We start from the raw sequence: 12,816 nt of genomic DNA, 5'->3' as shown, positions 1-12,816 counted from the left end.
CGGCGTCACGTCCGAGCGTTCTCGCCCTCAGATGAGAGGCATCTTCCCTCCATCGCGGAAGGCCCTCTGTTCCGCAGCCGTCGCGACTCTGGACAGCGGTGCCGGATCGAACATGTGGTGGAGGGGGCTGCGCCGCAACACCAGATCGGTGAGCTCGCCCACGACACGGCGCACCACCGACGGGTAGTGCCGGTAGAGCAGGACACCCCCGCCCATGTCGCTGCTCATGCCCGAGGGCCAGAACTCCGGTCGCGCGCCTACGACCAGGAATCGGAATCCGAGTCCCTCGGGCTCGGAACGTGCGGCGGCGAACGCCTCGAACACGTTGAATCCGACCCCTCGCCACTCACCCTCGCGGCCGTCGTCGAGGAACACCAGGTAGTCCCGGCGGCTTGCATGACAGCCGACCTTGACCGTCCACGTCCGAGCGTCCCCCTGGGTGGTGCAGACCTGGATACCCACCGGATACCAGTCCTCATATCCGTCGGTGTCATCGTGCGTCATTGAATCCCCTATTGGCGCAACACAGTCCACCGTTCAAGTCGAACGACGCCGGCCACACCGGAAGCTAGCAATACGCCGCTGTCCTGCGAAGACCCCAGAGTCGCTGGCGCGGCTCGGGCAGTACCCGGCGAGTTCGAACGTGACCGCCCGTGCACCGCGCGATCGGGCACGCCCCGACGAGCGCTCGATCCTGGCCCGGCGCGAGTTCGCGATCCAGAAACCCCGGATGTCGACATCCGGGTGTCGGCTCCGACGTTTCAGGTGAGGATGGGTCGGTCGGGCGCATCCGCGATGGCGAAGGAGCCGTGATGAAGTACGTGATCCTGATTCATTCCAACCCGCAGCCGTGGGGTCATCCGACGAGCGACTTTCTGCCCGAGTACCGGGAGATGTCGCAGGCGGACCGGGACCGGGTGAACTCCGATTTCGAGAAGTTGCTCGGCGAGATGCAGGAGAAGGGCGAGCTGGTGACGGGCGAGGCGCTCGGAGCACCGGAATCGTCGCGGCTGTACCGGTGGGGCGACGGCAAGCCGCTGGTGACCGACGGACCGTACTCGGAGTCCAAGGAACACCTGGCGGGACTTTTCCTGATCGACGTCGAGAACCACGCTCGCGCGGAGGAGATCGCAGCGCAGTTCGCCGGTCCCGGAGAGACGGTCGAGTTGCGGCCCGCGATGTGGCCGGGTGGCGACGACCAGTGAGCGACCGGGTGGTGCAGGACGTGTGGCGGCGTGAGTCGCCGCACGTCCTGGCCGCTCTGCTGCGCAGGCACGGCGACTTCGGCGACTGCGAGGACGCGGCCCAGGAAGCGGCGGAGGCGGCAACGGTCCAATGGGCTCGCGACGGGGTTCCCTCGGATCCGCGCGGCTGGCTCATCACCGTGGCGTCGCGACGCATGATCGACCGAATGCGGGCCGACCGCGCCCGGGTGGGACGGGAGGAAGCCGTCGCCGTCGCACAGCCGAGTGACGCGCACACCTCGCCCGCGGCGGACCAGCCGGCCACCGACGATGACGACATGCTGCGCATGCTCGTGCTGTGCTGCCACCCGAGCCTGAGCCGCCCCTCGCAGGTGGCCCTTACTCTGCATGCCGTGTGCGGTCTGGGCACCGCCGAGATCGCCGCTGCCTATCTCGTTCCGCAGCGCACCATGACCCAGCGCCTGACCCGAGCACGCTTCACCCTGCGCGCGACCGGCGCGGTGTTCGAGCTGCCGAACCGGACTGATCTGCCCGACCGGGTCGCCGCGGTTCTCGATGTGTGCCATCTGCTGTTCACCGAGGGCCACACCCGCTCCACCGGTGCCAACCTGACGGATTGGTCGCTGACCGAGGAGGCGATCCGGCTCACCCGCCAATTGCATTGCGCGATACCCGATCACGACGAGGTGTCCGGGGCGCTCGCCCTGATGCTGCTTACCCACGCTCGCGCGGCGACCCGGACGACCGACGGCGACCTCGTACCGCTCGCCGAACAGGACCGGTCGCAGTGGGATCGCGACCTGATCGCAGAAGGTGTCGCCATCCTGGAACGTGTACTACCGCGCGGCCACGTCGGCCGGTTCCAGCTGCAAGCGGCGATAGCCGCGGTGCACGCCGAGTCCCCCACCTGGGAAGACACGGACTGGCCTCAGATCAGCATCCTCTACGCGATGCTCGACCGCGTGGCCCCCGGCCCCATTGTGACCCTCAACCGCGCCGTCGCCGTGGGCATGGCGTTCGGCCCCCAACAGGGCCTGGACCTCCTCACGCCCCTGCTCGACAACCCGTCGATGCGCCGCCACCACCGCACCCACGCGGTCCGCGCCCACCTGCTGGAGATGCTGGGCGGCGATCCCGCCGCGCTGGACAGCTACCGCCGGGCCGCGCAATTGGCGACGAGCGTCCCCGAGCAGCGCTACCTCAACGGTCGCGTGCGCCGCCTCACCACCGAAACCTGACCGCTCTCAGAAGTTTTCGTTCAGCGAGGCGCAGGCGCCAGGGGTGAGGTAATGGGAGGAAGCTCTGGATTGACGGGCTCGGTCGGCAACTCACCGAAGTACCAGAGAAGTGCGAATCCCAAGACCATACCCAAGAGGTAGAGCGCGCAGAGTTCGAGCACCCGGTTGTAAATCGAGGCAATCAGACCGAGCAGGGTTCTGACCTTCCGATACGCGTAAAACATACGCCGCCTATGCATTACGGCCTGGTCGGACATCCCAATGCTCCATCACCGTGAGGGTTCACCTGCCGTATCACCGCGCTATTGACCGGCGTTACCGATCGTGTTCGCCACCGTGAGAGCCATATTCGGCGGCTCCGGACGTTCCACCGGCCTCGGACCGGCACGGCCGCTAGACCTTTCGCGGGCTCAGCGCCGGCTGGTTCGGTCAGCGCGGTACGCGGCAATATGGTGCGTTCCGCTCACCAGCGCATCCCAACAAGGCGGGTGTTTGCTAAGTGGTTCCGGACAGTTGAAGATCAGCGCGAGGTCTCTAAATACTCACAGTTCAGAGCAGTTTTCTCGGGGAAATTCCGGGTAACGAGCACGTTTGCCGACTCGATTGGCCTCATACATGGTTTTCAACGTGAGGAGTTCGACATGAGTACGTGTTCACGATGGATCGGCGCGGTGGTGGTTGCGGCTGCGGTATGTATCGGCGGCGGGTCCGTGGCCTCCGCCCAGTCCCTCGGACTCTCCGGCGGCCTGGGGTGCTCGGGCCCGAACTGCGGGTTGAGCGGCAGTCTCGGGGGCTCCGCAGGGGGCGGTGCCGGCATCGGTGGCAGCATGGGTTGCTCCGGCCCGAACTGCGGGTTGAGTGGTGGTGCTGTCGCGGGCGGCGGCGGTGCCGGTGCGGGAATCGGTGGTGCCCTCGGGTGCACCGGCCCGAAGTGCGGGTTCAGCGGCAATCTCGGGGGAGCTATCCGATAGTGGCCGCCCATCCCGCACAGCCGTGCGAGACCCTGCATGAGTTCGACTGCCGTGCGCGCCGGGCAGATTGACGGCGCGCGCGACCGATCTCCAGGACCGGATCGACGCGGCCCTGGAAATCATCGGCACCGAAGCACTCTGTAGCCAGGCGAAGACTCCTGGGTCACAGCGTGAAACGCTCGCCCTTCGTCGCCCACAACACGCGCCCCCGGTGCGTCAGCCGCCAGCCGCCCTCGGCGCAGTCCTCGACCAACCCGCGCGCCCGCAACCGAGTCACGATGCGACACACCGATTCCGGGCTCAGATAGAGACCGGGTCCCTGTTCCGGTGCGGCAACCATGGCGGCCAGGCTGTCGACGGACTCGGCGGTACCTGCCGCGTTCACCGCGCCCAGGACCGCGTAATCGAGCAGCGCCAAGGGCGTCACGCTGGGCATCCATGTCTCCCACCGAAATACCGGGCATAGGTCCGGCGAGGCGCAACCGTTTCCACATCGCAGCAGTGCATCAGCCGGTCGAGGGTCAACTCGTCCAGGTGCGCACTCGACGGCACGATCACCGCGTCCACATCGGCCCCACGCACCGTCTCGACCAGACCGAGGACGCAGTACCCGGGCACCCAGATCAACTGATACCCGAGTCGGCGCGCGAGTCTGCGACACTGCGCCTCATCCCAGCCAACGGCGGCCGTCACATCGTCGTTCACATACCCCAGGGCTGTCGGCTCCCGCCTCATGACTCACGACCTTCCACCAATCGCGCCGCCGGAAATACTCGGACGAAACGGTCGAAACCGTCCGACGGCGAACCTGATTCAAGGGTCCCGAAACCGAGTTCGCTATCCCAGCCATGGCGGGTGTACAGAAGGAATACGCTTCGCACACAGACCATTGCGGCCACGAGGCGGGAGTGGCGATGATCGTGCACCAGTGGACCCGGACCGAGGTCCGGGCCTTGCGTAAGGCGGCACTGCGGCAAACCCAGGAGGAGTTCGCCGACACCGTCGGGTATGTCACGCCGACGGTGAAGAAGTGGGAGCGCTCAACCGAAAGTCGGCCGGTTACAGGCCGATCCGCCGAAGCGCTGGACACGATCCTGGCCCGGCTCGACCCCGCGCAGCTCGCTCGGTTCTCCGCGGCGATTTCGCTCCCGCTGCGGATGGAGACGCGTCCCAGCCCGATCGATGGCAACCTCGTAGTGAGTGTTCAGGAGCTCGATCTCCCACAGGGTGAGGACGGGGACGCGGTGAAGCGACGGGAATTCGGCAAGCTGGTCGCGGCCGGCGCCACGACGACCTTTATCGGCAGCGATACCCCCCACATCGGCCGATCGGATGTGCAACGGCTCATGGACGCCGTTGCCGCTCTCACCCAGGAAGATCAGCGCATCGGCGGCGGACAACTGGTCGACTTCGCTTTGAAACAGCTATCCAAGGCCAAACATCTGCTCGATACCGGGTCCTATGACATCGCCACGGGCAACGCATATACCAGCGCCGTAGGCGAACTCGCCGCCCAAGCAGGCTGGCTCGCCTACGACGCCGACCGGCACGGGGTCGCGCGACGCTGCTACTCGGACGCCCTCGCACTGGGCGCGGAAGCGAACGACACCAACGTCATCACCCACGCCTGCCTGTCCTCCGCCACGCAGATGATCACACTGTCGCGCACGGGCGCCGGAAGCCCTTTCCACGCCCTCAAACTCATCGACCGTGCCCGAAACCTGGTGCGCGGCGGGCCACCGGGCCGCGTCCACGCACTGATCGCCGTTCGCGATGCGCAGGCATACGCCGCGCTACTGGATCGGCCCGCATTCGAGCGCGCGATCGGAACGGCATGGCGTGAACTCGACTACGCGATCGCACACGAACCGATCGATGCCTGCCCGCAGTGGCTCCGGTTCGTCGATCACCAGGAGATCCTCGGACACGAAGCCCGCGGATCCGCGGATCTCGGCGACTTCGATCGCGCGTTCACACTGTTCGACACGGTCGCCGCCGAACAGGGCAACGACCGCAACGACGCGAACCTGCGCGCCTGGACGGCAGTCACCCACGTCCGCCGGGGCGATCTCACCGAAGCGGTGAATCACGCCCTGCCCGTTGTCACGGACTTCGCGGATCTGTCCTCGCCGCGAACACTGAGGGTTCTCGAACCTGTCAGGCACGCCGTCGATCGGCTCGCGATCGGCGGAGACTTCCGGCACCAATTCGACACCCTGGCAGAGAAAGTGATCACCGCATGACACTGCCCGAGGGCCTGCGATTTCAGCACCTGACCGCTGCCCGAGCGCGGGAGCAAAGCGAAACCGTCGAGGACGTGTTTCGCCGCTCGTACGTGGAGGCGATCGACGCCGGTGACCCGTTCGAGGCGCCGGCGGAGTTCATGCGCCGCTTCGACGCGTACACCAACCCCACGCGCGCGGGTGACTTCGAGCTCGTGTTCGCCTACCTCGATGGCAAAGCCGTAGGACAAACGTGGGGTTGGCCGCTGGTACCGGACACGGTGTGGTGGAGGATATCTCGCCTCGAGATCGCCGACGACGACCTGGCCGCATTCATCACCGAAACCGGTGACCGAACTTTCGCGTTGAGCGAGATCATGGTGTGCAGCGAATACGCGGGGCGCGGGATCGCACGCGCACTACAGGACGAGTTACTCGGCGGCCGTGGAGAACAACGCGCGACACTGCTCGTCGACCCGCAGAACGCACGCGCGTACGAACGCTATTCGCGCTGGGGCTGGCGGAAAGTCGGCACGATGCGACCGGACTGGCCGGACGCACCCACTTTCGACGTTCTGGTTCGTAGTCTCGTGTCGCCCAACGCATCCCCATGCCGATAGGCGTTGGACGACACCGCACCGGGCTGGGCCATCCGCGGCATGACCATCAGCGCCGCTTCGGCTTTCACTCCTCCGCGAGCAAGAACTGTGCGACGACGTCCAGAAAGACCCAGATATCGCCGATCTCGTACGTGTCCGGCTCCTCGCTACCGCCCAGAAACGGGTACGGCGTGGCGATGTAGACCTGTTCATCATCGAGAGGACCGAGAATTCTCCGGATCTTCCCGACATGGCCGGACAACAGGATGACCGACGTGAAATAGGAATCGCGCACGATCGTGTCGACGAACTCCGTCGTCGTGGGGAACACTCCGTAGTTCTTCCCGGCAGCGTCGTATGGATACAACACGCCGTGTTCACCGGTTGCGCGATTGACGACGAAGACATGACCCAGATCCGAATACCCCACGACCGTGTCGAACTGGGGGAAGTGCGGTACCCAACGTGGCATGGCTGTGGCCATCGCAGTGGGTTCGATCATTCGGAAACAGTCGCCGGTCACAGGCCATTCAAGCATGCGAGGCAACAGATTTCGATCTAGAGGCCCGGGACGGGCCACAGTTCGACGGAGCTTCGTCCCTGTAGACGCTCGACACCGAGCCGCATCGAGCGACATTCACACACGCCGCTGTGCGCGCTGATCGCATTGACCAACCCGGGAGCAAAGATCAACGAGCCGAGCTAGTCCCGCGTCGGCTCTTTGCATCGTGTTATCGCGCGGGTCGTCGGTTCGGGCTGGGTTTCAGCAACGAGAGCCTCTTTCACCGGGCAGGAGTACGAGCGTGAGGACTGCGGCGGATGTCGTCCGACGCACTATCGGGTCAATAGTTGCGTACTTGTGCACCTAACTGAGATGGTTGGTGCGAGGACCGGAAGCACACGACGGCCCACTATACGTGCATAACTGCGCACCCATTGACACGCGGTGGCGGGGTCGGGTGCTGTCTCAGGGAGGCCAGCGTGATCGAGGTACTGCGGCATCAGCGGTTCCGCCGGATGTTCACCGCCCAGGTGGTGGCACTGATCGGGACCGGGTTGCTCACCGTGGCGCTGGGCCTGCTCGCCTACGACCTGGCCGGCAGCGACGCCAGCGCGGTGCTCGGTACCGCGCTGGCAATCAAGATGATCGCCTATGTCGTTGTCGCGCCGGTGATCTCGGCGCTCACCGACCGTGTCCCTCGCCGCGTGCTGCTGGTGTCCGCCGACGCGATTCGCGTGGTGATCGCGCTCGCGCTCCCGTTCGTGGCTCAGGTGTGGCAGATCTACGTCCTGATCTTCGTGCTGCAGGCGGCGTCTGCGACCTTCACCCCGGCGTTTCAGGCGGTGATTCCCTCGATCCTGGTGCGGGAGGAGCAGTACACCAAGGGCCTGTCGCTCTCGCGCCTGGCCTACGACCTGGAATCGCTGCTGAGCCCGGTGCTCGCGGCCGCCCTGCTGACGCTGATCAGCTACAACCTGTTGTTCGTCGGCACCGCCGCGGGATTCGTCGTTTCGGCGATCATGGTGCTCGGCACCCCGCTGCCCCGGCCGGCACCGGCCGATCGTTCGGTTCCGTTGGTCCGGCGCATCAGCCAGGGCGCGCGAATCATGTTCGCGCGCCCGGTCCTACGCGGTTTGCTGGCGATGAATCTGGCGGTGGCCGCAGCGACCGCGCTGGTCGTGGTGAACACCGTCGTGTACGTGCGCGATCTGCTGCACGGACCCGAATCCGCGGTCGCGCTCGCGTTGGGCTGCTACGGGGCGGGCTCGATGATCGTCGCGCTCGGGGTACCCCGCCTGCTGACCATCGTGCCCGACCGGCAACTGATGCTCACCGGCTGCGCGATTTTGCCGGCGGGGCTGGCGGCCGCGGCGCTGATCCCCGCACTCGACCCGGCGCCCATCGCGGGCTGGACGCTGCTGGCCGGGGCGTGGATGGCATTGGGCGCGGGCACCTCCCTGATCAACACCCCGTCCGCGCGGCTACTGCGCGCTCAGTCCGACACCGACACTCGTACAACAGTGTTCACCGCTCAGTTCTCCCTGTCGCACGCCTGCTTCCTGCTCACCTACCCCATCGCGGGCTGGGTCGGCGCGAGCATGGGCCAGCTCGTCGCGGCGATCATCGCGAGCCTGCTGGCTACACTGGCCGGATTGACCGCCGCACAGGCGTGGCCGGTCGATACTCCCTCGGGAATCGAGGCGACGACCGCGACAGGGAGGTAGCTGGATGGGCAGGAGCGGCCGGATCCCCGCTGCAGACGCGCACGCGAGTCTGGAGCACAGTTTCGAGGTCGATGACGCTCGCCTCACCGCGGCCACCGACGCGTTCCGCATGCTGTCGGACCCCACCCGCCTGCACATCCTGTGGCTGCTCACCCACGGCGAAGCCGACGTCACAGCCCTCACCGAAGCCTGCGGCGCCTCCCGCACCGCCGTCAGCCAGCACCTGGCCAAACTCCGCTTCACCGGCATGGTCACGACCCGCCGCGAAGGCCGGCACATCATCTACGAAATCCGCGACGGTCACCTCGCACGACTCATCCACGAGGGCCTGAACCTGGCCGACCACATCGTTACCGGCGAACCATCCCACGGCTGATCGGCGGATAGTTCGGTTCACGTCGGAACTCGACGATCACGACCGCGTGCGGTCCACGCGCTCATGCACCGTGAGCAACAAGTGATCCACCCTGGTCACCCAATCAGCCGGTGCCCCCGGCGTCTGGGTTAGGTCGAACAGCAACTGCTGAGCCAGATCCCGCAGCTTCGTGCTCGTCTCGCGTGAGCGCCAGCGCAGCACCTCGAACGCCTGGGTCTCGGTGATGCGGTAGATGCCCATCAGCGCGCCCTTCGCCTGTTCGATCACCACCCGCGCCTCGAGGAGTTCGGGCAGCACGCTGTCCAGGGTGTCCTTCTCGGCCGCGGCCAGGGTGTCGGTGAGGTCGATGTAGTAGCCGGTGGTGCCGACCACCTTGCCGTCGGGATCGGTGATGCCGTCCGAGATCAGCAGCACGGGATGGATCCGGCCGTGGGTGTCGACGAACCTGTGCCTGCTCGAGAACGGTTTGCCGTTGTTCAGCGACCGGGTGATCGCCTCAGCCACCACGGCCCGGTCCTCCGGATGTTTGTGCGAGAGCAGCAATTCGGTCGTGGGCTCGACCTGACCGGGGACGTACCCGTGCATCAGGTACACCTCCGGGGACCACTCCCAGCGCTTGGTGGCGAACCAGAACCGGAAGCTGCCGAAGCCCGGGCCGGTCACGACCGCCGGTGCGTTCTGCCCTTGCGATGTGGTGGGCTCGACAGCGAAGTCGGTCATTGCACCCCTTTTTCGGCCGGCTTTGGTCTGCTCACGGCCCGTCGATTCGACGGAGCAGACGTGTCGTTGACAATCACAGTCAGCTTCTCGATCGGGAACGGGTGCGGTCTACCGGCTTTCACGCAAGGTGGGTACGCGAAAAACGAACTGCCGGGGTTTAGTGGCCCAGCCGACGCAGGGTGTGGTGGGGAGGTTCGCCGTAGGCCGCGCGATAGTCCGCCGCGAAACGACTCATATCCGCGAAACCCCACCGCAGCGCGACCCCGGTCACCGTCGTCGCGTCACCGGCGACCGCGCGCAGCAGATCGGCGCGGGCCAGCTCGAGGCGGACTCTGCGCAGATAGCGCATCGGCGTGGTGTGCAAGTGGCGGCGGAACGCCAGCTGCAGCGAGCGCACCGAAACATGTGCGGCACGGGCGATGTCGGCGACCCCGATCTCCAGGTCCGGATTGGACTCGATGAACGCGGTCGCGCGCCGCACGGCCGCGGGGACGGCATCGACTCGATCTTCGGAGCGCACGGTCCCGGCTTCGGGATCGAAGACCGCGACGAACGTCGCCGACAGCATGCGGCTCGCGGCATCGAGCACCAGCGGCGTCGTGATCGCGTCGGCGGACAGCACGGTCTCGGTGATGTAGTCGACGGTGCGCACCCACTGCTTGGCCGCGGCCGGCGCGATCGGATCTGTCCGGTAGCGACGTGCCAGGGCCGCGCCGGGTTCGTCGCCGACCTGATCGAGCAGACCGAAACTCAGCAGCGTCGCCTGCGTTCGCGCGCCGTCGACCACCGTGCGGTACGACTCCCCCGGCAGCGTCAGGAGCATGACGTCACCGGGGCAGGCACGCGCCGAGTGCGCGGCGGTGTCGATCGACACCGTTCGCTCGAGCACTCGAAGGACGGTCAGGGTCTCGAGCGGATCCACGTCGAAGTCGTGCGTGAGGGTGTTGGAGTAGTGGTCGAACTGGATCTCACCGATATCGATGCGGTCCTGGGTCATTCGAAATCCGTCGCTACCGCCGGTGACCCGCAGCCGGTTCTCGGCGTACGCGGCGGCGACCAGCGCCTCCCCCTCCTCCCGGTTGCGCGTATCGAACCCCGAACGCACCGGCGCATGCACAACGCACCTCCACTTGTGCGGGCCGCGCACCACCGCGACCCGATCCGGCCACCCATCATCAGGCTGACCAAATTACTGCCCCGCGCTCCCGGCGCGACAGGTAGATCCGGCAGCCGAGCAGCTCGCAACCATCTCCCCGGGCCGCAGAGTTCACCGGGGGTTCGTTTGTCCTCCGGATTCGATATCTGTCAATATCGACACATGTCTAAGTCACCGGTCGAGATCCCGCTCGTCGCCGCGTGCGATCCCGCACCGTTCGTTCGTGAGCCGTTGTCGGCCGAAGCCGCCGCCGAGTTGGCGGCCGTGTTCAAGGCGCTGTCGGACCCCATGCGATTGCGCCTGCTGTCCTCGATCGCGAGCCGCGCCGGCCAGGAGGCGTGCGTATGCGACCTGTCCGCGGGCATCGACCTGACCCAGCCGACCATTTCCCACCACCTCAAGGTGTTGCGCGAGGCCGGGCTGCTCACCAGTGAACGCCGCGCGTCCTGGGTGTACTACCGCGTGGTTCCCGAAGCATTCCAACGCCTTTCGCAGGCGTTGGCGCATGACACCGCCGGAGCCTCCGCATGAGCGGTGTGGACGGCGTGGTCGGCAGACTATCCACCCTGGATCGATTCCTGCCGGTATGGATCGGTGTGGCCATGGCCGCGGGTCTGCTGCTTGGGCGACTGATCCCCGGCCTGGGCGACGCGCTGAGCGCGGTCGAGATCGACGGCATCTCGCTGCCGATCGCGATCGGGCTGCTGATCATGATGTACCCGGTGCTGGCCAAGGTGCGCTACGACCGTCTCGACTCCGTCACCGGCGACCGCAAACTCCTGCTGAGCTCCCTGGTCCTGAACTGGGTCCTGGGCCCGGCCCTGATGTTCGCCCTGGCCTGGCTGCTGCTCCCGGACCTGCACGAATACCGCACCGGTCTGATGATCGTCGGGCTGGCGCGCTGCATCGCCATGGTCATCATCTGGAACGACCTCGCCTGCGGCGACCGCGAAGCCGCCGCGGTGCTCGTGGCCTTGAACTCTGTTTTCCAGGTCATCATGTTCGCCGTGCTCGGCTGGTTCTACCTGTCGGTGCTGCCGGGTTGGCTCGGCCTGGAGCAGACCACCATCGACGCCTCGCCCTGGCAGATCGCCAAGTCCGTGGTCATCTTCCTCGGCATTCCGCTGCTCGCGGGATTCGCGACCCGCGTACTCGGCGAACGCGCCAAGGGCCGCGACTGGTACGAATCGACGCTGCTGCCGAGGATCGGCCCGTGGGCGCTGTACGGCTTGCTGTTCACGATCGTGATCCTGTTCGCCCTGCAGGGCAGGCAGATCACCTCCCAGCCGCTGGACGTGGTGCGGATCGCGATCCCGCTGCTGATCTACTTCGCGGTGATGTGGGGCGGCGGTTACCTACTCGGCGCGGTTCTCGGTCTCGGGTACGCGCGCACCACCACCCTCGCGTTCACCGCCGCGGGCAACAACTTCGAACTCGCCATCGCGGTGGCCATCGCGACGTACGGCGCGACTTCGGGGCAGGCCCTCGCCGGGGTGGTCGGCCCGCTGATCGAAGTCCCGGTTCTGGTCGTGCTCGTGTACGTCTCCCTCGCCCTGCGTGACCGGTTCCGCGACGGCGGGGTTGGTGCGGTCTCGAGCGGGACACCGACGGGATCTACCCACCGAGCCGGCGAAACCGTCCCCTCTCCGAAAGGCCGTGCAGGCTGATGATTTCCAAGCCGAGTGTGTTGTTCGTGTGCGTGCACAACGCCGGCCGCTCACAGATGGCGCAGGGGTTCCTGGCCGCACTCGCCGGGGACTCGATCGAGGTCCGCTCCGCGGGCAGCGCTCCGGGCGAGTCCTTGAACCCGGCCGCGGTCGCCGCGATGGCCGAAGTCGGCATCGACATCACCGGCCAGACTCCGAAGGTCCTGCGACCGGACACCGTCGAGTCCTCGACCGTGGTGATCACCATGGGCTGCGGGGACGCGTGCCCGTACTTCCCGGGTGTGGACTACCGGGACTGGAAGCTCGACGATCCGGCCGGGCAGGGCATCGAGGCGGTGCGACCGATCCGCGATGAAATCCGCACTCGGGTAGCGGAATTGATCGCCGAGCTGGTGCCGGGGCGGGAGTGAGCGAGCGGGCGGGCACCGACATGGCG

The 12,816-nt window shown here is 66.6% G+C and carries 15 protein-coding genes; 9 read left to right on the top strand and 6 right to left on the bottom strand.

All coding sequences use genetic code 11. From position 1 onward, the window contains the following. Nucleotides 1–27: 27 nt before the first annotated feature. Nucleotides 28–504 (bottom strand): hypothetical protein, encoded by a 477-nt coding sequence (locus tag ACWIGI_RS35350; protein WP_454207837.1) that lies wholly within the window; start codon nt 502–504, stop codon nt 28–30. Nucleotides 505–812: 308 nt separating this feature from the next. On the opposite strand from ACWIGI_RS35350, the gene ACWIGI_RS35345 reads away from it, so the two are divergent. Together ACWIGI_RS35345 and ACWIGI_RS35340 are read left to right on the top strand one after the other, a co-directional pair. Next, on the top strand, nt 813–1,205 hold the full coding sequence (locus ACWIGI_RS35345) for a YciI family protein (protein WP_454207835.1): 393 nt from the start codon (nt 813–815) through the stop codon (nt 1,203–1,205). Next, nucleotides 1,202–2,443: an RNA polymerase sigma factor gene (locus ACWIGI_RS35340; protein WP_454207834.1), complete on the top strand. Its 1,242-nt coding sequence runs from the start codon at nt 1,202–1,204 to the stop codon at nt 2,441–2,443. The genes ACWIGI_RS35345 and ACWIGI_RS35340 overlap by 4 nt, the downstream gene beginning before the upstream one ends. A gap of 20 nt (nt 2,444–2,463) precedes the next feature. Here ACWIGI_RS35340 and ACWIGI_RS35335 read toward each other — a convergent pair whose 3' ends face one another. Together ACWIGI_RS35335 and ACWIGI_RS35330 are read right to left on the bottom strand one after the other, a co-directional pair. Further along, the gene (locus ACWIGI_RS35335; RefSeq protein WP_454207832.1) at nt 2,464–2,700 is read right to left on the bottom strand and encodes a hypothetical protein; all 237 of its coding nucleotides are present in this window, start codon (nt 2,698–2,700) and stop codon (nt 2,464–2,466) included. Between the two features lie 877 nt (nt 2,701–3,577). Next, a complete protein-coding gene (locus tag ACWIGI_RS35330; protein WP_454207830.1) occupies nt 3,578–3,850 on the bottom strand; it encodes a hypothetical protein in 273 nt (90 codons plus the stop codon). Between the two features lie 478 nt (nt 3,851–4,328). On the opposite strand from ACWIGI_RS35330, the gene ACWIGI_RS35325 reads away from it, so the two are divergent. Together ACWIGI_RS35325 and ACWIGI_RS35320 are read left to right on the top strand one after the other, a co-directional pair. Then, nucleotides 4,329–5,657, top strand: a complete 1,329-nt coding sequence (locus tag ACWIGI_RS35325) for a helix-turn-helix domain-containing protein (protein ID WP_454207828.1) — start codon at nt 4,329–4,331, stop codon at nt 5,655–5,657. Further along, the gene (locus ACWIGI_RS35320; RefSeq protein ID WP_454207826.1) at nt 5,654–6,256 is read left to right on the top strand and encodes a GNAT family N-acetyltransferase; all 603 of its coding nucleotides are present in this window, start codon (nt 5,654–5,656) and stop codon (nt 6,254–6,256) included. The genes ACWIGI_RS35325 and ACWIGI_RS35320 overlap by 4 nt, the downstream gene beginning before the upstream one ends. 64 nt (nt 6,257–6,320) lie before the next feature. Here the strand turns inward: ACWIGI_RS35320 and ACWIGI_RS35315 are convergent, their stop codons facing one another. Beyond that, on the bottom strand, nt 6,321–6,737 hold the full coding sequence (locus tag ACWIGI_RS35315) for a T6SS immunity protein Tdi1 domain-containing protein (protein ID WP_454207824.1): 417 nt from the start codon (nt 6,735–6,737) through the stop codon (nt 6,321–6,323). A gap of 479 nt (nt 6,738–7,216) precedes the next feature. Between ACWIGI_RS35315 and ACWIGI_RS35310 the strand changes: the two genes are divergently transcribed. Then, complete coding sequence (locus ACWIGI_RS35310) at nt 7,217–8,461, top strand: MFS transporter (protein WP_454207823.1); 1,245 nt, start codon at nt 7,217–7,219, stop codon at nt 8,459–8,461. Nucleotides 8,462–8,465: 4 nt separating this feature from the next. After that, on the top strand, nt 8,466–8,837 hold the full coding sequence (locus ACWIGI_RS35305) for an ArsR/SmtB family transcription factor (protein WP_454207821.1): 372 nt from the start codon (nt 8,466–8,468) through the stop codon (nt 8,835–8,837). A gap of 36 nt (nt 8,838–8,873) precedes the next feature. Here ACWIGI_RS35305 and ACWIGI_RS35300 read toward each other — a convergent pair whose 3' ends face one another. Together ACWIGI_RS35300 and ACWIGI_RS35295 are read right to left on the bottom strand one after the other, a co-directional pair. Next, on the bottom strand, nt 8,874–9,557 hold the full coding sequence (locus ACWIGI_RS35300) for a PAS and ANTAR domain-containing protein (RefSeq protein WP_454207818.1): 684 nt from the start codon (nt 9,555–9,557) through the stop codon (nt 8,874–8,876). A 157-nt stretch (nt 9,558–9,714) separates the two neighbouring features. Then, nucleotides 9,715–10,662: a helix-turn-helix transcriptional regulator gene (locus ACWIGI_RS35295; RefSeq protein WP_454207816.1), complete on the bottom strand. Its 948-nt coding sequence runs from the start codon at nt 10,660–10,662 to the stop codon at nt 9,715–9,717. Between the two features lie 213 nt (nt 10,663–10,875). On the opposite strand from ACWIGI_RS35295, the gene ACWIGI_RS35290 reads away from it, so the two are divergent. The 3 genes from ACWIGI_RS35290 to ACWIGI_RS35280 are packed head-to-tail and all read left to right on the top strand — an operon-like array spanning nt 10,876 to nt 12,790. After that, nucleotides 10,876–11,244 (top strand): ArsR/SmtB family transcription factor, encoded by a 369-nt coding sequence (locus ACWIGI_RS35290; RefSeq protein WP_454207814.1) that lies wholly within the window; start codon nt 10,876–10,878, stop codon nt 11,242–11,244. Then, entirely contained in the window at nt 11,241–12,380 is a 1,140-nt protein-coding gene (arsB, locus tag ACWIGI_RS35285) for an ACR3 family arsenite efflux transporter (RefSeq protein ID WP_454207812.1), read from the top strand. The genes ACWIGI_RS35290 and arsB overlap by 4 nt, the downstream gene beginning before the upstream one ends. Next, the gene (locus tag ACWIGI_RS35280) at nt 12,380–12,790 is read left to right on the top strand and encodes an arsenate reductase ArsC (protein ID WP_454207810.1); all 411 of its coding nucleotides are present in this window, start codon (nt 12,380–12,382) and stop codon (nt 12,788–12,790) included. Before arsB ends, ACWIGI_RS35280 begins: the two co-directional genes overlap by 1 nt. The last annotated feature ends 26 nt before the right edge of the window (nt 12,791–12,816 follow it).

Source organism: Nocardia sp. NPDC055321 (assembly GCF_053645575.1).
Note: the sequence above shows the minus strand (reverse complement) of the source record. Positions and strands in the feature narration are given on the sequence as shown.

Bases quoted from the DNA above. Each gene is read 5' to 3' on its own strand.
- ACWIGI_RS35300 (WP_454207818.1), bottom strand. From the start codon at position 9,557: ATGACCGACTTCGCTGTCGAGCCCACCACATCGCAAGGGCAGAACGCA.
- ACWIGI_RS35320 (WP_454207826.1), top strand. From the start codon at position 5,654: ATGACACTGCCCGAGGGCCTGCGATTTCAGCACCTGACCGCTGCCCGA.
- ACWIGI_RS35315 (WP_454207824.1), bottom strand. From the start codon at position 6,737: ATGATCGAACCCACTGCGATGGCCACAGCCATGCCACGTTGGGTACCG.
- ACWIGI_RS35280 (WP_454207810.1), top strand. From the start codon at position 12,380: ATGATTTCCAAGCCGAGTGTGTTGTTCGTGTGCGTGCACAACGCCGGC.
- ACWIGI_RS35335 (WP_454207832.1), bottom strand. From the start codon at position 2,700: ATGTCCGACCAGGCCGTAATGCATAGGCGGCGTATGTTTTACGCGTAT.
- arsB (WP_454207812.1), top strand. From the start codon at position 11,241: ATGAGCGGTGTGGACGGCGTGGTCGGCAGACTATCCACCCTGGATCGA.
- ACWIGI_RS35305 (WP_454207821.1), top strand. From the start codon at position 8,466: ATGGGCAGGAGCGGCCGGATCCCCGCTGCAGACGCGCACGCGAGTCTG.
- ACWIGI_RS35345 (WP_454207835.1), top strand. From the start codon at position 813: ATGAAGTACGTGATCCTGATTCATTCCAACCCGCAGCCGTGGGGTCAT.
- ACWIGI_RS35330 (WP_454207830.1), bottom strand. From the start codon at position 3,850: ATGCCCAGCGTGACGCCCTTGGCGCTGCTCGATTACGCGGTCCTGGGC.
- ACWIGI_RS35325 (WP_454207828.1), top strand. From the start codon at position 4,329: ATGATCGTGCACCAGTGGACCCGGACCGAGGTCCGGGCCTTGCGTAAG.
- ACWIGI_RS35350 (WP_454207837.1), bottom strand. From the start codon at position 504: ATGACGCACGATGACACCGACGGATATGAGGACTGGTATCCGGTGGGT.
- ACWIGI_RS35290 (WP_454207814.1), top strand. From the start codon at position 10,876: ATGTCTAAGTCACCGGTCGAGATCCCGCTCGTCGCCGCGTGCGATCCC.